The sequence below is a fragment of the Streptomyces sp. BPTC-684 genome (genome assembly GCF_030028635.1).
In the GTDB taxonomy this organism is placed as follows: Bacteria; Actinomycetota; Actinomycetes; order Streptomycetales; family Streptomycetaceae; genus Streptomyces; species Streptomyces noboritoensis.
Genome location: NZ_CP124863.1, coordinates 6,158,975 through 6,179,497 on the forward strand (window position 1 = coordinate 6,158,975; position 20,523 = coordinate 6,179,497).

General features: G+C 69.7%; 21 protein-coding genes and 3 pseudogenes. 11 read left to right on the plus strand and 13 right to left on the minus strand.

Going from position 1 to position 20,523, the window contains the following annotated elements; translation table 11 throughout:
- Window positions 1-22: 22 nt before the first annotated feature.
- The gene (locus tag QIY60_RS27385) at window positions 23-1,375 is read right to left on the minus strand and encodes an ABC transporter substrate-binding protein (protein WP_283144843.1); all 1,353 of its coding nucleotides are present in this window, start codon (window positions 1,373-1,375) and stop codon (window positions 23-25) included.
- Between the two features lie 364 nt (window positions 1,376-1,739).
- Here QIY60_RS27385 and QIY60_RS27390 point away from each other — a divergent pair, with 364 nt between their 5' ends.
- The 4 genes from QIY60_RS27390 (at window position 1,740) to QIY60_RS27405 (ending at window position 3,925) form a co-directional block, all read left to right on the plus strand.
- The gene (locus QIY60_RS27390; RefSeq protein ID WP_283144844.1) at window positions 1,740-2,486 is read left to right on the plus strand and encodes a TNT domain-containing protein; all 747 of its coding nucleotides are present in this window, start codon (window positions 1,740-1,742) and stop codon (window positions 2,484-2,486) included.
- A gap of 132 nt (window positions 2,487-2,618) precedes the next feature.
- Window positions 2,619-2,831, plus strand: a complete 213-nt coding sequence (locus QIY60_RS27395) for a hypothetical protein (RefSeq protein ID WP_283144845.1) — start codon at window positions 2,619-2,621, stop codon at window positions 2,829-2,831.
- Window positions 2,794-3,498, plus strand: coding sequence for a tetratricopeptide repeat protein (locus QIY60_RS27400; RefSeq protein ID WP_283144846.1), 705 nt, complete (start codon window positions 2,794-2,796; stop codon window positions 3,496-3,498). The genes QIY60_RS27395 and QIY60_RS27400 overlap by 38 nt, the downstream gene beginning before the upstream one ends.
- Window positions 3,488-3,925 carry a hypothetical protein gene (locus tag QIY60_RS27405; protein WP_283144847.1) on the plus strand — a complete coding sequence of 146 codons (438 nt, stop codon included), beginning with the start codon at window positions 3,488-3,490 and terminating at the stop codon, window positions 3,923-3,925. The genes QIY60_RS27400 and QIY60_RS27405 overlap by 11 nt, the downstream gene beginning before the upstream one ends.
- 534 nt (window positions 3,926-4,459) lie before the next feature.
- Here the strand turns inward: QIY60_RS27405 and QIY60_RS27410 are convergent.
- From QIY60_RS27410 to QIY60_RS27430, 5 genes and pseudogenes are all read right to left on the minus strand, one after another.
- On the minus strand, window positions 4,460-5,074 hold the full coding sequence (locus QIY60_RS27410; protein WP_283144848.1) for a class I SAM-dependent methyltransferase: 615 nt from the start codon (window positions 5,072-5,074) through the stop codon (window positions 4,460-4,462).
- Window positions 5,075-5,216: 142 nt separating this feature from the next.
- Complete coding sequence (locus QIY60_RS27415; protein WP_283144849.1) at window positions 5,217-5,657, minus strand: DUF6234 family protein; 441 nt, start codon at window positions 5,655-5,657, stop codon at window positions 5,217-5,219.
- Between the two features lie 48 nt (window positions 5,658-5,705).
- On the minus strand, window positions 5,706-6,860 hold the full coding sequence (locus QIY60_RS27420; protein WP_283144850.1) for a serine hydrolase domain-containing protein: 1,155 nt from the start codon (window positions 6,858-6,860) through the stop codon (window positions 5,706-5,708).
- 84 nt (window positions 6,861-6,944) lie between these two features.
- Complete coding sequence (locus tag QIY60_RS27425) at window positions 6,945-10,391, minus strand: sialidase family protein (RefSeq protein WP_283144851.1); 3,447 nt, start codon at window positions 10,389-10,391, stop codon at window positions 6,945-6,947.
- A gap of 163 nt (window positions 10,392-10,554) precedes the next feature.
- Window positions 10,555-11,233, minus strand: a pseudogene (locus tag QIY60_RS27430) (alkaline phosphatase family protein); the annotation flags it as partial.
- A 27-nt stretch (window positions 11,234-11,260) separates the two neighbouring features.
- Here QIY60_RS27430 and QIY60_RS27435 point away from each other — a divergent pair.
- Window positions 11,261-11,530, plus strand: a complete 270-nt coding sequence (locus tag QIY60_RS27435) for a phage major capsid protein (RefSeq protein ID WP_283144852.1) — start codon at window positions 11,261-11,263, stop codon at window positions 11,528-11,530.
- Window positions 11,531-12,612: 1,082 nt separating this feature from the next.
- On the opposite strand, the gene QIY60_RS27440 is transcribed toward QIY60_RS27435, so the two are convergent.
- The 3 genes from QIY60_RS27440 to QIY60_RS27450 are packed head-to-tail and all read right to left on the minus strand — an operon-like array spanning window position 12,613 to window position 13,675.
- On the minus strand, window positions 12,613-12,828 hold the full coding sequence (locus tag QIY60_RS27440) for a DUF397 domain-containing protein (RefSeq protein WP_283144853.1): 216 nt from the start codon (window positions 12,826-12,828) through the stop codon (window positions 12,613-12,615).
- Complete coding sequence (locus tag QIY60_RS27445; protein ID WP_283146094.1) at window positions 12,825-13,241, minus strand: DUF5753 domain-containing protein; 417 nt, start codon at window positions 13,239-13,241, stop codon at window positions 12,825-12,827. Before QIY60_RS27445 ends, QIY60_RS27440 begins: the two co-directional genes overlap by 4 nt.
- Complete coding sequence (locus QIY60_RS27450) at window positions 13,214-13,675, minus strand: Scr1 family TA system antitoxin-like transcriptional regulator (RefSeq protein WP_283144854.1); 462 nt, start codon at window positions 13,673-13,675, stop codon at window positions 13,214-13,216. Before QIY60_RS27450 ends, QIY60_RS27445 begins: the two co-directional genes overlap by 28 nt.
- Window positions 13,676-14,301: 626 nt before the next feature.
- On the opposite strand from QIY60_RS27450, the gene QIY60_RS27455 reads away from it, so the two are divergent.
- The 3 genes from QIY60_RS27455 (at window position 14,302) to QIY60_RS27465 (ending at window position 16,121) form a co-directional block, all read left to right on the plus strand.
- Window positions 14,302-14,451, plus strand: coding sequence for a hypothetical protein (locus QIY60_RS27455; protein WP_283144855.1), 150 nt, complete (start codon window positions 14,302-14,304; stop codon window positions 14,449-14,451).
- Window positions 14,452-14,802: 351 nt separating this feature from the next.
- Window positions 14,803-14,940, plus strand: a complete 138-nt coding sequence (locus QIY60_RS27460; protein ID WP_283144856.1) for a hypothetical protein — start codon at window positions 14,803-14,805, stop codon at window positions 14,938-14,940.
- Entirely contained in the window at window positions 14,940-16,121 is a 1,182-nt protein-coding gene (locus QIY60_RS27465) for a methyltransferase domain-containing protein (RefSeq protein ID WP_283146095.1), read from the plus strand. Before QIY60_RS27460 ends, QIY60_RS27465 begins: the two co-directional genes overlap by 1 nt.
- Before the next feature lie 115 nt (window positions 16,122-16,236).
- Here QIY60_RS27465 and QIY60_RS27470 read toward each other — a convergent pair.
- From QIY60_RS27470 to QIY60_RS27480, 3 genes and pseudogenes are all read right to left on the minus strand, one after another.
- A pseudogene (locus QIY60_RS27470) lies at window positions 16,237-16,403 on the minus strand (phospholipase); the annotation flags it as partial.
- Between the two features lie 213 nt (window positions 16,404-16,616).
- A pseudogene (locus QIY60_RS27475) lies at window positions 16,617-17,031 on the minus strand (glycoside hydrolase family 16 protein); the annotation flags it as partial.
- 60 nt (window positions 17,032-17,091) lie between these two features.
- Window positions 17,092-17,649, minus strand: coding sequence for a TetR/AcrR family transcriptional regulator (locus QIY60_RS27480; protein ID WP_283144857.1), 558 nt, complete (start codon window positions 17,647-17,649; stop codon window positions 17,092-17,094).
- Between the two features lie 121 nt (window positions 17,650-17,770).
- On the opposite strand from QIY60_RS27480, the gene QIY60_RS27485 reads away from it, so the two are divergent.
- The 3 genes from QIY60_RS27485 to QIY60_RS27495 all read left to right on the plus strand — a co-directional run bounded on the left by QIY60_RS27485 (window position 17,771) and on the right by QIY60_RS27495 (window position 19,614).
- Window positions 17,771-18,229 carry a nuclear transport factor 2 family protein gene (locus QIY60_RS27485; protein WP_283144858.1) on the plus strand — a complete coding sequence of 153 codons (459 nt, stop codon included), beginning with the start codon at window positions 17,771-17,773 and terminating at the stop codon, window positions 18,227-18,229.
- 249 nt (window positions 18,230-18,478) lie between these two features.
- Entirely contained in the window at window positions 18,479-18,727 is a 249-nt protein-coding gene (locus QIY60_RS27490; RefSeq protein ID WP_283144859.1) for a DUF397 domain-containing protein, read from the plus strand.
- A 494-nt stretch (window positions 18,728-19,221) separates the two neighbouring features.
- Entirely contained in the window at window positions 19,222-19,614 is a 393-nt protein-coding gene (locus QIY60_RS27495) for an SsgA family sporulation/cell division regulator (RefSeq protein ID WP_283144860.1), read from the plus strand.
- A 30-nt stretch (window positions 19,615-19,644) separates the two neighbouring features.
- On the opposite strand, the gene QIY60_RS27500 is transcribed toward QIY60_RS27495, so the two are convergent.
- Window positions 19,645-20,487, minus strand: coding sequence for a helix-turn-helix transcriptional regulator (locus tag QIY60_RS27500; RefSeq protein ID WP_283146096.1), 843 nt, complete (start codon window positions 20,485-20,487; stop codon window positions 19,645-19,647).
- Between the last annotated feature and the right edge of the window lie 36 nt (window positions 20,488-20,523).

The window sequence follows — 20,523 nt, forward strand, 5'->3', positions numbered from 1 at the left end:
CCTCGGTCCACGACGACCCTCCTCATCGGGGAATCAGCAGGGCGGCGTCCGCCTTGTCGGCGCACCGGCGCACCGCCTTGGCGGGCGAGGCGCGGCCGAGCAGCACGGACACCACGGCCTGGCCGGTGGCCTGGGAGATCTGCGGATAGGCGGGGTGGATGGGCCGCACGCGGGCGGTCTCCAGGGCCTTGGTGAACACGGGGAGGCCGACGGTGTCGGCGGAGTGCCGCCGCCAGGCGCTCTCGGCCTCGGTCTGTCTGCTCAGCGGCAGACTGCCGCCCCCTATGTCCCACCGCACGTCCTGGGCGGGAGTGATCAGCCAGCGGACGAACTCGACGGCCGCCCGGGAGCGCGCCTTGCCGTTGTCGAAGACGGTCCAGGTGTCGGGCCCGGAGATGGTCAGCGGCTTTCCGCTGTAGGTGGGCATGGGAACGACGTCATACGGCAGCTTGGACTCGACGATGTTGGGGAGCTGCCAGGGGCCGGTGATCACCATGCCCATCCGGCCGGAGGTGAACACCTGGTACATCTGCTCGCTGCCGGGTTTGGGGTCGATGTAGACGCTCTTGTCGGCGACCAGTTGGGCCACGGTTTCCAGGGCCCGTTTCCCGGTGTCGGCGAAGCCGATGCTCTTGCCGTCGGGGGCGATCACGTCGCCGCCGAGGTCCCAGATCATCGGCCACAGCCGCCACACGGTGTCCTCGTCGCCCGCGCCGGGCCAGGCGGTGCCGAAGACGCCGTGTCCGGCGTCGGTGAGTTTCTTGGCGGTGGCCACGAACTCGGGCCAGGTCCAGCCGGGCTTGGGCAGCGGGATTCCGGCGCGCTGGAAGAGCTTGGTGTTGCAGGCGACGGCGAGCGAGTCGAGCAGCGAGGGCGCGGCCCGTACCTTGCCGTGCAGGGTGACGGCTTCTCTGACGGAGGGCCAGAAGCCGTTCCACGGCGGGTCGCCGTCGTGCATCACGCCGGTCAGATCGACGACTTTGGGGCTGCGGGCGATGCTGGCGAGGTCTGAGCCGAAGATGTACGCGATGTCGGGGTAGGCGCCGGCCGCCAGTGCGGCCGTCACCTTCTGGAGCATGGCGTCGGCGACCACTCCGCCGCCGCTCGCGTTCACCCGGATGCGGGACTGCGAGCGGTTGAAGTCGGCGGCGAGCCCTTCGATCACTTTGCCGCCGATCTCGTTCTGGCCGTGCCACATCTCGATGTTGACGCGGCCGTCGGCGCCGACGCCGTCGGAGGTGGTCGCGGCGCAGGCGTCGAGCAGGGGGAGGGTCGCGGCCCCGGCGACGACGCCCGCCCCGGTGCGCAGGACCCGGCGGCGCGGGAGGCCCGGGGCGGGGTGGGGCTTGCTGGTGCGGTCCTGACCGGCGGGCATGGTCGTCCATCCCTTCGCGGATGCGCCCCGCCTCGGACGCGGGACACACGTCCTGGCGACTCGGGCCGGACTCCGGATCGGGTCGGGATCCGCCACCGGCTGGGAGCACCTCTCGAAGCGCCGGGCCGTGTGGGCCCCGCACTGGCTGGATGAAAGCGCCTCGGGGGGCGGGCGTCAAGTACCCGAGAGGGCTTGCGGTCCGCGTGCCGCCGGGCGCCGTGCGCCACGTCAGGGCACAACAGTGCGCTTCTGGCCGCGCCGAGCGATCTTTCAGCCTACTTGCGCGTACGGGATGCCCAACCGGTCGCGGCGCCACTAGATGTGAGGCGTTGTCACATCTGTTGTCACATCTGAGGAGGCGTCCATGGCGAAACGTTTCAGCAGGCTGCGGGTTCTCATAGGCGCGGGCACGTCGGGGGTCGCGCTGGTCGCGACGGTGCTGTTCGGCGCCGCGCCGGCGGGGGCGGCGGAGCCCGCGAGTGCCACCGCTGCCACGGTTGGCCCGACCGCGCCGGCGGCCTGCTCGGGCACGTACGAGGGCGACGAGCGCCTCGGCCCGCAGTACCTGCCGAAGCCCTGGCAGGCCCCGGTCGGTCCGCTGGTCCTCGGCTACCACCGCACGGGCCACCTCAGCCCGACGGCGTTCCTGGCCACGTACTGGGACCCCACGGCGGGCAGTTGGAAGTACCCGCCCAACGACGGCTTCGCCAACCGCCCCGACGGCAGCCTCGACAAGCGGGCGGTACGGCTGCGGGTGGGCCAGGACCTGGACCGCTTCGGCTCCGAGTACGGCGCGTTCCTCGCCCCTGCTGGGGCGAGCTACGCTCGCCGGGCGCTGCCCCCGCAGAGCCTGATCACGCGTGAGGCGGCGTACCCGTGTGCGTACCACGCGTACGAGGTGACCAAGAGCTTCACGGTCTGGGAGGGCCGGATCGCGCCCTGGTTCGAGCAGCGCGGCGGCGGCGAACAGGTCAAGCTGGACCCGGCGTTCGTCAACCCGGGCGAGGGCCAGAAGCTCAATGTGAAGTGGCTGCTCGACCACGGGTATCTGAAGGCGGAGACGAATGTGGCGGCGGCCAGGAGTGCGCTGGCGGGGATGGCGGAGGGCTGAGTGAGGGTTTGACGCCGGGTCCCGGCCCCTTCCGGGCCGGACCCCGAAGCCTTCGGCGGACGTCCGGTTGCCTGCCGAACTCACCCTGTCCGACGTAGAGTTGGGCTGAGTTGGCGTCAGGGGGTGAATCGGATGACGTGGAGAGCCCTCCTGGGCGGTGCCTTGGACGTCATCGCGCCGGGGCACCCGGAGTCGAGCGCGCCCGCCGGTGCCGGCGAGGACTTCTTCGCGCGCCTGGACCGGCACTGGGCCAATGCCTACGACCAGCTCGGCGTACCACCCGAGCTCACCGGCGCAAGCGCACCGGATGGCCCTGCAGCGCGTGCGGGACGGGTCCACGGCTGAGGGCGAGCTGCTGCTGCGTGAGCTGGTGGAAGCCGGTGACCTGCGCGCTCTCACCGATCTGGGAGTCCTTTTCTACCGGGTTGGTGTCGCGGACCAGGCCCGGCAGTACTGGCGTCGTGCGGCCGACCGGGGAGACCCGACGGCCATGCACTATCTGGGTGTCGCCCTCGTGGAAACCGGTCACCACGCCGAGGCTGTCGAGGAACTGAGGCGTTCCGTCCGGCACGGCCGGGCAGCGGCGGGCAAGGATCTCGGGCTCGTACTGTCGCGGATGGGAAGGGCCGACGAGGCCCAGGCGGTCTGGCGGGAGGCGTCCGAGCGGGGCGTCGCGGAAGCGGACCTGCTGCTGGGCTTTCTGTGGCAGGAGCGCGGAGACACGTCCAAGGCGGCGCAGTGGTGGCGCAGGTCGGCTCGGCGGGGGAGCGCGGACGCCGCCTTCAACCTGGGGCTGCTGCTCGGGGAGCAGGGCGCTCTCATGGAAGCGGTGATGTGGCTGCGCAAGGCGGATGACCAAGGCCATGCTCGGGCCCCCGAAGGGCTGTCGTGGCTGCGGCGGCTGCTCGCGGAGAACCTCCGTAGGTCCGCGGCCGCGGCCCCGTCCATGGGAGGCGAGGCGACCGGCTCCGTGCTGGGCGGCACCAATCCCTTCCTTGGCGGTGAGACGTGATGGCGGCACGCGACTCGGGGCCGGGACCGCGCTGGGACGCGCAGGTGGCCAGGAGTGGGAGGCGGTCAAACCCGGGCTCGCCCAGGAGATCTGGGAGGAGTTCCGCGCCGATGAGCGCCATCGCCGGCTGCTCTCCTGGGCCGGTCTCGTCCAGCGTGCCGTGGGTCAGCTCTTCGCTCTCGCCTCGGTCGGCGGGATGCTTCTGTTCGCCAGGTACGCCCTTGACCGGGGCGAGCCGTTGGTGGCGACGTTCGCCGTGGGCGCCCCGTCCGTCTCGCTCGCCGTGATCTTCGGCTTGGCCCGGATGCCGGGCCGTGCGCTGGAGGGTGCCGTGGCACGGTCGGCCCGCCGGGTCAGGGCCGTGGCCGCGGCGGCCCCGCCACCGTCCGATCCGGCGTCCTCCTCGTCGACGACGCCCACGATCTGACACATAAGAGTTGAAGAACTGGCGGCGTGACAGGTTGGGATGTGACACTCTCGAAGAGAGCGCGGAATGGTACAGCGCGCGTCGTTCGCGCAGGCCCCGCGCGCGTAGACCCCGAGGGGCGCCTGGTTGCGACGCCTCCCCGGGGCCATGGGGCTGTACCCCTGATCGGCTGGCGATCACGGTGTCAGCATCATCGTGATCGTCAGCTACAGGAGTACGTCCATCACTCTCGTCACCAGTCCGGACGTGATTGCTCCGGTCATGACGAGCGTCAGGTCACGTACACCTAACCAGTGGACGAACTTCCCGCAGTGCCCTTGCATGCGAATCGCCTCCTGTGTTCCACCCGAGCCCGGTGCTCGGGCATGACGAGTAGAGAAGGTGTTCGTGTGCTTGGCACCATCTGAGCGTACGGCAACGTTCCGCGCTGGGAGGGGAGTTGGCGGAACCTACCTGGTACAGGTCTCGGCAGCAGGAGAGTCGCTTTGCGTAACTCGCCTCCAACGTAAAGGCAGAGCGTGACGGACTCGATCTTCACGCCCGCCGGGGCGCGGTGAACACCAGCTCCGACCACCGCACCCCGGCCCGTCCATGCAGATCCGCCCGGCCACCCCGGTGCGCGACGCGCAACCCCGCCGCCTCGGCCAGCGCGACCGTCTCCGCCTCCGGCACGTCGAACATCCGCCGCCCGGACGGCACCGGGCCACTGCGTACCGTCATCGCCAGCATGCCGCCGGGCGCGAGCAGAGCGGCGACCGCCCGCATGCCCCGGGCGCGCTCGGCGGGATCCAGGTGCATCCACACCGCCGTGAGCAGGATGAGGTCGAACCGCTCGCCGCGCTCGGTCAGCACCGGCACGTCCGGCAGCGCGTCGTCGAGCCAGGTCAGGGCGGGGTCCGGATGCAACCGTTCGCCGTGGAGGCGGAGTTCGGGGGTCGGCTCGACCGCCGTGACCGTGTGGCCGAGGCGGGCCAGCGCCGCCGCGTCCCGGCCGGTCCCGGCGCCCAGGTCCAGCGCCCGTACGGGCGTGGTCGGATACAGGTGCAGCAGACCGCCGTGGACCTCCTCGAAGGTCACGCTCTCGTACTGCTCGGCCAGCGCGTCGGCGTCCGCGCCGTACCCCTGGGTCCCCGCGACGGTGTCGTTCACACGGTCAGGCTAAACGATCAGCGTTGATCGGGCGGCCGGGTACTACCGGCGCCGCCCCCGCGCTATTGATCACGCAACGCACCGCCGAGCGAGGGCCTGTTCGTCACCCACGCGGACCGGCTCACGGCGGCCCTGCGGGGGTTTACGGGCCGCTGACCCCGGCGCCACTCCTTACGCCCTTGCAGCCAGCCGCAGAGGGCATGTCACGGCACAACGTGTCCTCGTGGGATTGCAGCGCGGCTCCGCCGAAGACGAGGGTGCAGACCAGGGCGGCCATCACGCCCTGGCTGATGACGGTCGCGATGGCCCTGGCGCGGGCGGCGAACCCGGCCGCCACGACGGCGAGGACGCCGACTCCACCCGCTGCGGCCAGATAGTTCCACAAAGAGTCGGTGCCGACGGTCTCGACCGGGTCGAGGGTGAAACCGGACAGGAACCAGAGCCCGAAGATCAGCACCAACGCGGTCAGCTCCACGAACACCAGCCCGCAGCCGATGCCGATATCGGCGCCGCGGTCAGCACGGTGGCGCTCCTCGGGGCCGGTGGTGGCGTCGAACGCCGGCGGGGCCTTGGGCAGATCCATGCGCGTCACCCTGCCCGGCGGGGGAGATGGGCGCATGAGTACTGGTACTCAGCTCAGTGGAGTGCTCGTGGGCGCCCCGCCGATACCCAACGCACCCCGCACCTCCCGAAACAACCGCCTGTCCAACCCGTTCACGCTCATCCGGTTCTTCGTCACCGCGAAGGAGAACCGGTGGGCCGGGTCGGCCGAAGCCGCGCTGCCGCCCGAGCCGTTCGTGCCGAAGCCGCCGTCGGGGGAGCGCACCACCGAGCCCGCGCCGCCCAGCATGAAGCCGTAGCCCTTCACCAACAGGAAGCCCAGGGAACGGTCCTCGCCACTCGTCCTCGCGGTCGTCGCCTCCTTCAGCGTGGTATCCGACACCAGGCGTATGCCGTCCAACTCGCCGCAGACCAGCGCCGCGTACACCCGGGCCGCCGCCCGGGCCGTCATCGTCCCGTTGGCCGGGAGCGCCGCCCTGCGGAAGTCGGCCCGGTTCGCGAGCGCGGCCACCGGAAGCACCGGACGGGGCGCGAAGGTGAAGAACGGGGAGTCCGGCGGCATACGATCCAGGTACGCCGACCAGCCGCCGTCGTAGCACGTCGCCACCCGGCCGACCAGATCGTCCGGGACCGAGAACAGCAGCGACTCCGCCACCCCCAGCGGCCCCGCCAACTCCTCCCGCAGTAGTTCGTCGCACGTGCGGCCCGTGGCCCGACGCAGTGTCTCCGCGAGCAGTACGCCGTACGTCCAGCCGTGGTACCCGTTCGCCGTGCCCGGCTCCCACAGCGGCGCCTGCCCGGCCAGCCAGTCCCCGACCGACGCCACGTCGAACAACTCCTCCGGAGTCACCTCCGGGCGCAGCTGCGGCAGACCCGCCGAGTGCGACAGCACCTGGCCCAGCGTGATCTCCGACTTACCCCGCGCCGCGAACTCCGGCCAATGCGCGGCGATCGGGGTGTCGTAACCCACCATTCCCCGGTCCACCAACACCGCCACCAGTGCCGCCGCGATCCCCTTCCCCGTCGACCACGACGGCACCAGCGTCTCCGGCTCCATCGGGCGGCCGCGCTCCACATCGGCCAGGCCCGCCCACGCGTCCACCACGAGTTCGCCGTCGAGGTAGGCCGCCACCTGGACGCCGGTCTCCTCGCCGGACGCGGTCACCTCGTCCAGGATCTCCTCGACCCGGGTCTGCGCAGCGTTACGCAGTCGTCCATCGGCCATCCCGCCGCTCCCCACTCACGCCGGTGGCCGCCCGCCGCGCAGTGCGACGGACGGCCACCACAGTCGTACCTGCAGGCTACATAGCTACATACGTGCGAACTCCGATCCCGTGATCACCTGGAACGGCAACCACGTCGAAGTCGCCGTACCCGGCAGGCTGTTCTGCGTGCGCAGCGTCGTCAGCTCGTCCGCCGACAGCGCCTTGCGGGTGATCCGGAACTCGTCCAGCGAGCCCGTCAGCGGATTCGTCCCGTCCTGCTTGGCGCCGAGTCGGAAGCCGTCCACCGCGTACGTGTCACCCGTCGTCACCGAGCCCGCCGGGGCCGCCGCACTGCCCAGCGTCTGACCGTCGACGATCAACAGGAGCCGGCCGTCCGCCCGTTCTAGCGCCACGTGGTGCCAGGCCCCGTCGCCGAAACCGGCTGCCGCCGAGTCGTCCACCGCCGCCACCACCGTGGTCGCCGTGTCCGTCTCGAACGCGGCGTACAGCCGGTCCTGCGCGGGCTGCGCCCGCAGCCAGATCTGCCGCTCCGAGGCACCCGTCCCGTACGCCCACACCAGTACCTGGTCCGGACTGCTGGTGGTGGCCGAGTACTTGAGCCAGGTGCTGATGGTGAAGTCGGCCGAGCCGAGCGCGGTGGCCGCGCCGTACGGCAGGTCGACGGCGTCGTTCGAGCCGTCGAAGGCGAGCGCGTTGCCGAACCGACCGGGCACCGTCGCCGCACCGCCGCGCACGAAACCGTGGCCGCAGTGGACCGTGGAGTCCGGCGTCGCCGGACCCGCCACCGGCCGCACCACGTCCTTCGCGCCCGTGTACTGGTTCTCGAACGACCACCACAGCGCCGGAAGATCGGCCGGATAGGAACCGGAAGAACCCGCCGTGGAACCCGCCACCGTCGACACCTCGGCCGTCGTCAGCGCCCGGTGATAGATCCGGAACTCGTCCACGTCACCGTCGAACACACTGGTGCCGTCCAGCTTCGAGCCGACCCGCACCCCCTGCTGGCCGCTTCCCTGCGCGGGCGTGAGCGAGCCGGTCAGACCGCTCACCGTCACCGGCGTACGGGCGTCCACACCCAGCGAGACCTTGTCCGCCGAGCGGGTCAGCGTCATCAGATGCCAGGCGCCGTCGCCGAACGACCTCGTCGACGTCGTGTCCGGCAGCGCGACAGCCGCCGTGCCCGCGTCCGACTGCACCCAGGCGTAGAGCCGGTCCTGCGCCGGCTGGGCGCGCACCCACAGCTGCGGACTGCCGCTCCCCGTCCCGTACGCCCACACCAGCGCCTGGTCCGGCGTGGTCGAGCCCGCCGCGTACCGGAACCAGAGGCTGTACGTGAAGTCGCCCGCGCCGACGTCCAGCGTCGGCGAGAACCCGGTCTCCGTGCCCGGGTGGGTGCTGTCGACGGTCGCCGCCAACGACCCGATCCGGCCCGTCGGCAGGGTCGGCACACCGCCCAGCAGGGTGCCGCTGGCGCAGTGGCCCGAGACGTCGTCCTCGATCGTGATGCGGCGCCGGTCCGGGACGACCGCCGTGTCGATCACCTGGAACGGCAGCCGCGCCCCCATCGAACGCGTGGCCGCGTCCGTGTCCAACTCCGTCGCGTTGGCGCGCACCTGAGTCAGCGCCGTATCCGTCAACGCCGAGCGGTAGACGCGGAATTCGTCGATCGCACCGCCGAACGCGTCGCTCACCCCGGTGTCCGACTTGGCGCCGATCCGGATCCCCTCCACGCCGTTCTGCGGCGCGTCCGTCACCGAGCCGGACACGCCCGTCGCCGTCCCGGTGACCGTGCCGTCGACGGTCAGCCGGATCTGCGCGCCCGAGCGGATCAGCGCCACGTGGTGCCACTGGTCGTCGCCGAACGCCACCGCCGACGACGGGTCCGTCAGCGTCAGCCACGCGCCGCCGCCCGCGCCCTGCACCCAGGCGTACAACCGGTCGTCGGCGGGCTGGGAGCGCAGCCACACCTGCGGCTTGGTGCTGCCCTGCCCGTACGCCCAGAACAGCGCCTGCTGCTTGCTCGCGGTCGTCGCCGCGTACTTGAACCACATCGAGTACGTGAAGTCGCCCGCACCCGGGTCGATCGTCTTCGCGTACGGCACGTCGGCGTAGTCGCCCGTGCCGTCCAGGACCAGGCCCTGCCCGAACCGGCCGCTGCCGAGGGCCGCGTTGCCCTGGAGGTAGGCGTCGTTGGCGTCAGGGCCGGAGTCCGGGCTGGTGCGCCCGGCCGTCGGGCTCTTCTGCGGGGAGCCCTTGCCCGCGAACGTACCCGGTATCCCCAGCGCGCCCGGCGTGGTCACGTTGAAGCGGATCTCGTCGGCCGAGTTGCTCGGGCCGCCCTCGTAGATCAGACCGAGCTCACCCGTGTCGAGCTCGGCGAGGTCGGAGTAGGAGGCCCGGTCGTTGCTGATCAGGCCGTTGGAAGCCGCCGTCCACGTGGTGCCCTGGTCGGTGGAGTAACGGATCTTCATCAGCTTGCGGTCGGTGGAGTCCGACGGAGCCGAGAAGACCATGGTGTCGCCGGGCGTGCGCTGATACGTCTGGCGCAGCGTGAGCGCCGAGCCCTGGACCTCCGGGGTGATCAGACCGGGGACGACCGTGGAGGCGGGGACCGTGGTGCCGCCGTCGGTGCTCACCGCGCGGGTGCGGTGGTTGGCGCTGCCGCCTATCTCGTTGCGGGCCGCCAGATGCACGCTGCCGCCCGGCAGCTCGGTCACCGAGACCTCGCCCGGCTTGACCGCGCCCGCCACGTACGAGTTGGCGGTGGAGCTCGCCTGCCAGGTGGCGCCGTGGTCGTCGCTGTAGAGGACGCCCGCGTAACGCGTCGTCGCATCCGGGTTCTGATGGGCGCCGACCACCAGGCGTCCGGCGTGCGCGCCCTCGGTCAGTTGGACGCCGTGCGAGGGGCCGGTGGCGAACCAGCCGTTGTTGGCGCCGGTAAACGTGGGCAGCGCCTTGGGCGCGCTCCAGCTCACCCCGTCGTCGTCACTCCGCTGCACCCAGGGCAGCCGCGGGCCGGTGGGCGTCTCCTCGTTGGACGTGGTCAGGAGGAACACCGAACCGGTCTCGCGGTCCACCACGGGCGCCGGATTGCCCCGGGTGAAGGGCTCGGTGCCGTCGGTGGGGCTGCCCTCCAGGACCACATGAGCCGGGCCCCAGGTGCGGCCGTCATTGGTGGAGCGGCGCATCACCAGATCGATGTCACCGCGATCGGCGCAGGTCGGGGACTTGCGCCCCTCCGCGAACGCGAGCAGGCTGCCCGCCTTCGTCTTCACCAGGGCCGGAATGCGGTAGCAGCCGTAACCGCCCACACCGGAGCGGAACAGCACCTGCTCGGCGCCCACTAGGGCGCGCGAGGACGCCAGCGGGCCGCTCGCGTACGACACGGGAGCGGCGAGGAGGAGGGAGACGGCCGCGACCGCGAGGGCGACGAGCCCTGCGACGGCCCCGGCGGGCGACGGTCTGCACCGCGCGACGCGAGCGCCGCCTGGTGCCGGTGAGGTGTACGGGGTGAACGACATGGGGATCATGGTGATGATCGTCAGGTACCGGATTCGACCAACATCTGATGACCAACTGTTGAACGCCGTGTGAAAGCCTGTTCACTCCCGAGCAAGAGCCGTCCGAAACCGGAAGCGACCGGTCCCGGACGGCCTCGCGCAAGACAACTTCTGACCGTACGGGGCTACGGGTCTACGTGTGCGGCCGGTGGCCCTTCTCCTGGCGCGGGAAGGACTGGTGGCGCCGGGCAGCGTCGGCTTCGGCAGCGTCGCCACCTCCTTCTTCGCCTCCTCCAGCTGCTCCGCCGTGTCCTGCGGCGGGCGCGGCGGGCGCGGCCGGGCCTGGGCGAAGCGGAACGCCGACGTGAGGTCGCCGAACGTACGGCGCCGCCACTGGCTGATGTTGGGCTCCTCGACCCCGGTGAACTCCTCCAGGAACTGGAGCGCCGAGGTGCGGTCGAACGCCTCGCTCGCCTCCCAGCCGCCCACGGTCCAGGGCGACACGACGATCGCCGGGACCCGGAAGCCACCCCCGATCGGCAGCCCCTGCACGAACTCGTCGGCCGTGCCCGCCTTCGGCGTCGGCGGCGGCACATGGTCGAACAGACCGTCGTTCTCGTCGTAGTTCAGGATGAACGCGGTCTTCGCCCACACCTTCGGGTTGGACGCGATGGCCTCGATCTTGCGGGCCACGAAGTCCGCGCCCGCCGCCGGCAGATAGTCCGGGTGCTCCGACTGAAGCTCGTCGGCATGATCCACGAGACCGTCGGCAGCCGGTCGGCCCGGGCGTCGTCCTCGAACGTGCCCTCGGGCTGCGGGCGCACCCCGCGCTCGTACAGGTCCGAACCGGGCCGCGCGGGACGGAAGGCGGCGAGCTGAAGCAGGCCAAGGACTCCAACGTGCCTTTGCTGGGGAACGACCCGACTCTTCCTACTCGCCGTACGGTCCTGGGCGTTCCGCTCCACGTGTGCAGCGCGGTGAAGCCCGGAACGATCTGGGGCCTGCCCAAGGACCGGGTCATGGTGGTCATGCGGCGGGACGTACGCCTGGACGTGTCCACGGACGCCAAGTTCACGAGCGATCAAGTTGCGGTGAAGGCCACGATGCGGGCGGCCGGAGCGTTCCCTCACCCGGCGGCTATTCAGAAGATCACCGTGGGCGCGTCCTGACGTCACGCCATTCGCGCCCCCGCCGGGCCTTCACATGCCCCGGCCCGGCGGGGCCGTGGGAACACTGCCCCGAGAGACGCTGAGCGGTCGTCCACGCGGACCCCGGCCCGGAGTCGCGTCCGGTGACCGGGGGTTGATTTGGCCGTCGCTACCGACTCAGCAGCCACCAGGAGCTGGCCCCGAACCCTGTGAGGGTAGAGAGCGTCACCAGTAATCGGGTTGGGCGGTGTTGGACGGTCAGGCGCACCCCTCCGATTCGTAGCTCGGCAAACGGGTGTGATCGAGACGGGGGCACGGCAACTCCCTTAGTTTGTAGGCGTGTTGGCGTCTAGCCCGGAGTGTGCCGCATATCCTATTTGTCTGCAACTGTAAACTTTGTCAACCTTTATGGAAAAGCATGGCCTGGGACACCAGTGACCGGCGTTCACGCCTGCCCAGCGACTGGGCCAGGCGGCGTGCGATCGTCCTGAAGCGTGATGGCTACCAGTGCGCGGCCCTCCTGGTGGACGGTCCACGGTGCCCCGAGCCGGGGACGGATGTGGATCACATCGAGCCTGGCGACAACCACGACGTGACGAACCTTCAGACGCTCTGTGTCTGGCACCACTTGCGCAAGACAGCGCGCGAGGCTGCGGTGGCCAGGACGCGGAGGCAGGGGCCACGGCGTACCCGCCCGGAGCGTCGCCATCCAGGCGACCTGGCTTGATGGTCACCGAATCGGGTTCGATCACAGTCAGTGATCAGTGCCTGATCTGATCATCTTGACTGCAACGTCCGAATTGGGTGGGGGTGACCCCCTTCGGGATCTTGAGAACCATCGAAGCGTGATAGCAGTCCGGCCCCTGTACGGGTTCCAGGGTCCGCCACGCCCGCCACAATACTCCGAGCAACACCGTGACCTGCGGAAACTCCTGTCGGGGCGGGTGTGAACCGATTGTGTAGGCGGCCCTAACGGCGGTTTCATCACTACGGCCCCGCCCTCGTGTTCTTTCCGGATACGGGGGCGGGGCCACTGGCATGTCTGGGTACAGGTGAGCCCTGCCGCTCCAAGAGCCTGAAGGGGCAGGGCTCAACAGGCTGGGCTAGCGGGACTGCTTGGCGTACGCCACCAGACCGGCGAAGGCACTGGGCGAGAGGTTGAGGACCGGGCCGATGGGGCGCTTGCTGTCGCGGACGGGGACAACGCCATGCGATACGGCGTGGGCCGGGGCCCATTGCAGGCAGTTTCCCCCTTCGGGGCCGCTGTAGGTGGACACAACCCACTCGTGCTCCTGCGGGGCTGGCGGATAGCTGTTCACGTCAAGTTCTCCATCTGCTCAGTGATGAGGTCCGCGCTCCGCCAGATGGACAACGCTTCGCCCGTCAGCTCATCGTAGGCACGTTCGGCGGCCCGCACGTGCTCCGGATCATCGAGGATCCCGGCCGTACGGTATGCCTCAACGCAGACCACGGTCACGTGATTTGGAGCCGTCAGAAGGCTGGCTGAACCTTCCAGTAACAAGTGTGCTTCAGCATCAAGCGGAAGGACACGGATGCTTGTGGTGGGGTGGGTGCTGTGCGCCAACAGTGCAGCAAGTTGCGCCTGCATGACCGCACGCGGCGCTAGGTGGCGACGCAGAACGGACTCACAGAGCACCACGCGAACATCAGGTGGCGACGCAGCCCGTAGAACCTCTTGTCGGGCTAGCCGGAGCCGAACAGCCTTTGCGATCTCGTCGTCACTCGCGCGGGGTCTCCTTTGCGAAGGATCGCCTGGGCGTAGTCATGAGTCTGGAGCAAACCGGGAACAACCGTCTGCGCCCACTCACTGATGGCTATCGCGTTCCGCTCCAAGGTCATTCGGCGCTGGTAGAGCGCCGGAAAGCTGTGAGCCACGATCTCTTCGTACAGGCCCTTGAAGAGCCCATCAGTGTTGAAGATCTGGTCAAGGGTCGTAGGTAGGTCCGGCGGGATGTGCCCCGTTCCGGACTCCACACGGCTGATGGTGCTCTTGGATGTTCGAGCCCACCGGGCAACCGCCGTCTGCGTTGGCCGGTCAGGGTGTAGCTCGCGGGCGCTCTTGAGCTCTTCAGCAAAGCGCTTTCGGGGCTCCCCGGATGCCTGTTCTAAGTCCACCACACCCACCATTCCCATGAGGTTGGTCACGCTCAGTACCTCACGGAAGTCGCAGGTCTGCTGTGCGCGCATATGCCGCCGTGACCAAATCCCTGGTTGGACGCTGAACCCCTTCTGATGTTACTCGCTCCGTACAACCCTGGTGGCTCGCAAGGAAGTTGACTGCGACCGCGAAGGGCGACGCACCCGACCATGACCAGCGACCTCACCAGGACCACCAGGCCCCCCGCTCGCCAGACGACGTAGCGGTGCTGGTCGCTCTGATACAGGCGGGCGGAGCCTGGCGGCTCGCTCCGCCATGGGTTTCACACGGCGGGTACACCCCGCCAAACCACGGAGTACTCCGGGCCGTTAAGGCCGGACTCAGGCGGAAGCTGTGAGCGCCCGCGTGACGGCTGCACCGCGTGTGACCCTGCTCAAGGTCGGTACCGCCGTCTACGACACAGCTACGGGCCGGACGGGGCGCGTGATGGATCTCCCGTGGACGCCGCGCATCGTACTCCGCCCACTCAAGGGGGCACGGAGTGGTGGGCGTACAGCCGGCCCCTCCGTCCCCACTCTCACCACACCAAGGGGAACTGACCCATGCCCATGGACAGCAGCAATGGCGGGACAGCACCGCCACCGCCGACAACGCCGACAACGCGTTCCGCGACTTGCTGAGACTGGCGGACGCGCCGGACCGGACGATCAACAGCGTCCGGGGCGCTGCCAGCCACAAGGGCGAGGCGCTGGTGTACGTCGGTCACCTGCCCGCCGACGTGGTGGAGCGGCTGGCCGAGTGCGTGCGGCTGGTGGCCCCGTGAGCCCGTTACGCGGTCTACTGCTGCGGCACAGCGGAGCACTCCTGATCATCTTCATCAGCGGTTCCACCGGCTTGTACGTCGGCCTAGCCGTAGGCATGCGCTGACATCCGAACCCCCGCGCCTCTTGATCGATCTCGGCGCGGTATGGCCCGATCCTATGGCGTCGCCTCCATTCCGGCGCTGTCGGGCCAGCAACGGGCCCCGGCTGTGCCTGACCCCGGACAGTTGGGGACCCGTTGTCCCACAGACTCCGCCCCGGCCAACGCCGAACCAAAATTTTCTTCGGACCACGGCAAGGGCGGTCAGGCGCCGACTTCAACCGAATGTCGGCAGGACGAGAAGGTAGGCATCATGCGCATCAGTCTGGAAATGCTGAGGAACGGCGGCGACAAGCTCCCGGGCGAGCCCTACCCCGGACCGCACCAGCCGCCGACCCCGGACGGGGGCCCTGGCGTACCGAATCCGCCCAAGCCGAGCGTCATCCCGTGATGGTTGACGTGCACGAGGAGCCCTCGGAGTGGGAGGAGTTGGGGCGCGTGCTCACGGCGGGCGGCATCCTGCCTTCCGGCTGGGCCCCCGCATTTGCCGCCGTGCCTCGGTCTGCCTTCCTGCCTGACCTCGTGTGGCCCTTCCACATGGCAGCGGGTGGCAGTGTCGCCGTGGACAAGCGGCGCGACGCCGACGCGTGGCGCAGCTATGCGGAGGCGGACACGCCGATCGTCACGCAGTGGGACGACGGAAGGCATACAGGCCCCGAACCGGGGGAGGTCTCCACTAGCTCTGCATCCATGCCGAGCGTCGTGTTTTCCATGCTCCGCGACCTGGACGTGCAGCCCGGAAACCGGGTCCTGGAGATCGGCACGGGCACGGGCTGGAACGCCGCCCTGCTCGCTTACCGGCTCGGCCCCGAGAACGTCATCACCGTCGAGGTCGACGAATCCGTAGCTTCTGTGGCACGGGCGGCTCTCAACCGGTTTGGTCTGCCCGTTCAAGTAGTCCACGGCGACGGCTTCAAGGGTCACCGGGAAGGGGCACCGTACGACCGGATCATTGCCACGTGCGGACTCCGCTCCATCCCCTTCGGGTGGGTGAAGCAGAGCCGACCTGGCGGGGTCATCATGGCGCCGTGGGGGACGCACTACGGTAACGGCGACGCTGTGGCCCGGCTGACCGTGGCCGACGACGGCAAGAGCGCGTCGGGAGCATTTACGGGCCCGGTGGAGTTCATGAAGCTCCGGGCGCAGCGACTGCCCGCCGTCGTCCACGCCGACTACGTCAAGGGAGGCGTTGCCGACGGGGACGAGTCGTCCACGACGATCACGGAAAGCCAGTTCGTGGGCGGACGGTTCCGGCCGCAGGAATTCGCGCTGGGCCTATACGTGCGCAACTGCGTGCACGTCGCCGCCGCAAAGCACGATGGGGCACGACCCGTGTGGTTCTACGGGCTCACCGACCGCTCGTGGGCGTGCGTGCAGTTCCGCGACGGCAATCACACGCGTGTCTGGCAATCGGGCCCACGCCGCCTCTGGGACGAAGTGGAGTCGGCCTGCCGGTGGTGGGACGAGCAAGGCCGCCCCGGATTCGATCGCTTCGGTCTCACCGTGGACAGCGACGGCGAGCGGGCGTGGCTCGACTTTCCCGACAACCCGGTACCGATCCGTCCCCTCTGACAGGAGCGGCTACCGGCTCCGCTGACTGTCCCGTCTGCGCGCACTCCACGGCCGCGCGGGCGGGGCTTCCCGTTGCTCAAAAGGCCCCCGTAGACTGCTACAGGAGTCTTCAACCATCCAACGAACGGTTCTCCTGCATCAGCATGACGACGTGCTCGATGTCGCGGATGGAGCCCCAGCGCGGCGGCCCGGCCGCGACCGCCTTCTGCACGCTGGGCGGAACCAGGGAGAGCGCCGCCGCGCCGCCGATCCGAGGAGTCTGCGTCGCGTCAGCTCGGCCATGAGGATTGCCTCCTGAGCTGTCGGTGCGGGTCCGTTTGTCGTGGACCCGACCGAAGGCTTCCCGGCGCGGGGGGAGGGTAGTGGGGCAACCAGCGAACAAGTGGCCAACGAGCAGCGAGCGTGAGGTCGAGCGTACGGACCGGCGGCGGCGCGTTTCAGCCCTTCTGCTCGACCTTCACCCAGTCGGCCTCCAACTGGACGCCACCGGCTGGCGGGCCAGGAGACCGCCGGGTCGTCGACGTTGGAGCCCAACAGCCAGAAGGCGGGCCAGAAGCCGTCGCACCGGCAGCTGCAGCCGGGCGCTCACCCTGCCGTAGGTGAAGTCCAGCTTGGTCGCGGTGTCGACGCGGCCCGAGGAGAAGTCGAACCGCCGGCCGGTGGGTGTGACCGTACAGCCCTTGCAGTAGGCGGATTTCAGCTTGAGCGTGCCGCCGCCGACGGCGATCGAGGACGGTGAGTTGGTGTACGCCTGGGCCTCGCCGTTGACGGAGCCCATCGTGGAAGCGGAACCCGTGGTGACCGTACGCCACTTGGCGCGGTCCAGCGCGCTCCCGTCGAAGTCGTCCTGGAACACCGTGCGGTAGGCCCCGCCCTGCTTGCCGGGGAGCGCGGGATAGGCGGCCGAGGCGCATGTCAATGCTGTGCGCAGCGGCGCACTGCTTTCTTCAGGACTTGGAGGCGTGTGGCGTCAGCCCCGCGCCGTCGCCAGCAGCGCGGCCGCCGCCTCGCGGGCCTGGAGTGCGGGCTCCGGGCTGTGGAAGATTCCGGCGGTCACCATCGCGCCCTCGGCGAGGAGCGTCAGGTGGTCGGCCAGGCGCTCGGGCAGTCCCGCGTCCGCGACGAGCGAGCCCACGTACTCCCGGAACGCGCTCTTGTGGGCGCGCGCCTGGGCGGCGACGCGGTCCGAGGAGGCGCCGAGTTCGCCGTACGCGTTGATCCATGCGCAACCGCGGAAGTCGGGCTCGCCGAACCAGCGGTGCAGGTGGTCGAAGACCGCGAGGATCCGCTCCTCCGGCTCCGCGCGCTGCTCGACGTACTCCGCCAGGCGCCCGCGCCACACCGTGTCCCGGCGCTCCAGATACGCCTCCACCAGCTGGTCCTTGGCGGGGAAGAGGGCGTAGAGGCGCTTGAGCGAGACGCCGGAGGCGCCGCGGATCTCGTCCATGCCGACGCTCTGGATGCCCCGCCCGTAGAACAGCGTCCCGGCGGCGTCGAGCACCCGCTCCCGTGCGACTGCGCTGTCCATGTTCCTCACCACTCCTTGAACTGAGAACGATCGTTCTCTAGAGTAGCGGCACGACGGGGAGAACGCTCGTTCTCCTTTGCTCGTCATGTCCGTTCCCGTTGTCCGACCGGAGGTCCCAGCCATGACCGCTCGCCCGCCCCTGCCCCCCTTCGGCCTGCACACCGCCCGGCAGAAGGTCCAGGCCGCCGAGGACGCCTGGAACACCCGCGACCCCGAGAAGGTCTCGCTCGCGTACACCGAGGACTCCCGCTGGCGCAATCGGGACACCTTCGTCACCGGGCGCGCCGAGATCGTCGAACTGCTCACCGCCAAGTGGGCGCGTGAGCTCGACTACGCGCTGCGCAAGGAGTTGTGGGCCTTCGACGGCAACCGCATCGCGGTGCGCTTCCAGTACGAGAGCCGGGACGCCGCGGGGCAGTGGTGGCGCAGTTACGGGAACGAGCTCTGGGAGTTCGACGGGAACGGTCTGATGGCCCGCCGTGAAGCGAGCATCAACGATGTTCCGATCGACGAATCGGAACGCCGGATCTTCGGAACACGCCCCGATTCCGAGCGGGGAGTTCCCTTTCCGCTCCGCTGAACAGGGGAATGCGTCCGTACCCGTCGCGGTTCCGCCGGCAGGTCTGGACGCTCGGCGAGCCCCGGGCCGGACTGCTCGCCCGCCGCCGACCTCGGCCTCCTGTAAGGCCTTCCGTGCCGGGCGCCCCCCGGCCCGCCTCCCAGGAGTCGCTAGCGCATCACGCATCCATCTGTCAAGGGCACTAGAAATGCGCGGACTCGGGCTCGTAGCGTGCTGAACAGTCCCCCTGCTGCACGAAGGAGCTCTTCCGTGGACCACTCGCGCCTTGTCGAGGTCACCGAATACGTCAACCGCAATGCCCCTCACCTCGCATTCGAGAAGTCGTCTTTCAGCGACCTCGACTACTCCAAGGATTGCGTCGGATTCGCCGTGGACGGCGAGCGGATCGCCGTGACGCATACGAAGGACGCCGAAGCACCGGTGCTCCGGTACACCCGGTCCGAGATCGCCGCCATGGTCCGCGCGGCGAAAGCGGGACAGCTGGACAAGTTCTGCTGAGCCCGTGCCTTCCCCCAGCCGCCCGCGGCCGCCACCGACGCGGCCGCGGGCGGCGCGCTGTCGTGATCACGACGTTCAGGTGAACGCAATGTTCCGGCCGAATCGGCGCCGCCGCGACGGGGATTGTGAAGCCTTCGACACAAGCCGCACGACCAGCCCCGGAGGCCGTCCCACCGCTGTTGTCGGCGGTAGGAGCAGGGTTGCCAGGCCGTTCGAAGGAGGATCGGCCGTCGCCGTACGGGGTAAGTGATCCGTGCGGGCATACGAATTTGCGACACCGTACGCACAGTTTCCACATCCCCGGGCGAATTTGTTCGCGAAGTCGGTCACTATCGCGGCCGTTGAGTACGTCATAGATGCGTATGCCGAACAACGCCCGGCGACCGGCCGCCGGTGACTGTCCCGACGAGGGGGGCGACATGGAAGAGATCTGCGTTCCGTTGTATGTCGAACTACTGCACGAGGGTGATGCCATGACCCCCGTGGAGGCCTTGATGGCTTACGACCCCGCCGACCCGCTCGCCGTTTCGGTGGAATTCGTCTGCGGCAATGGCATGCATACGACATGGACCATGGGTCGCGATCTCGTCGCGGAGGGGCTGACGTCCCGCTGCCCGGTCGGCCTCGGTGACGTGCGGGTCTGGCAGTACGGCGAGGACGGACTGCGGATCCGGCTGCACTCGGACGAGGGCAGCGCGGACCTCCTCGCCGAGATCGAGGACGTCGCCGACTTCCTGTCCCGTACGTATCAACTCGTCCCCGAAGGCAGCGAGTTGGAGGGCTTCGACGTCGACGAGGTGATCCGGCTGCTGCTCGCCACCACACCGGTGCAGGGGCGCTGCTGGTGCGGCCACGAGTACCCGTGTCTGGACCACGGCGCCGAGTGAGCCCCGCCGCCCCCGCCGCCCGACAGCGCCTCAGCCCAGCTGCGAGGCGCCGAACCGCGCCAGCCGGTCCGCGGTCGTGCTCCCCGGCGGAGGGGTGAAGAGCACCAGGCGGTGGTCGCCCTCGGGGGCGAGCAGCACCTGGCAGAACAGGTCGAACGGGCCGAGCTCCGGGTGGAGCACCCGGACCCGGTCGCGTCGGCGCACGGCGACCTCGTGCAGCTCCCACAGCGCCGTGAACTCGGGACTGACGCTCTGCAGCCGGGAGATCAGCCGTGCCGACTCCGCGTCGCCGAAGCGGCGCGCCGCGGCCGCGCGCAGATCCGCCACGTGCAGGTGGCTGTAGTAGCTGTGCTCCTCCTCCGGGTAGGGGGCACGGGCGGACGGTTCGGTGAACCAGCGCCAGACGACGTTGCGGCCGTGCTCGGTGACCGTGCACACCTCACCCAGGAGCTCCCGCGCCATGGGGTTCTGGACGAGCACGTCACCGAGGTCGCTCAGCACCACGGCCGGGGTGTTGGTGAGTTGTTCGAGCAGATGCAGCAGACCCGGGCTCACCTCGCCGTCGGACGAGTGCGCGACGGGCGGCCGGTGCCCGGCGAGCAGATACAGATGGTCGCGCTCGTCGTCGTTCAGCCGCAGGGCGCGGGCCAGCGCGGTCAGCATCTGGGGCGAGGGCTGCGGTCCCCGGGCCTGTTCCAGCCGGATGTAGTAGTCGGCGGACATCCCGGCGAGCTGCGCGACCTCCTCGCGCCGCAGGCCCGGGGTGCGGCGGCGCGGCCCCGCGGGCAGTCCGGCGTCCTGCGGGGTGACCCGGTCACGGCAGCGGCGCAGGAAATCAGCGAGCTGGCGGCGGTCAGTCGTCATGATCATCATCATGGCGGAAGTGGGCCGCCGGAACCAGGGACCGTC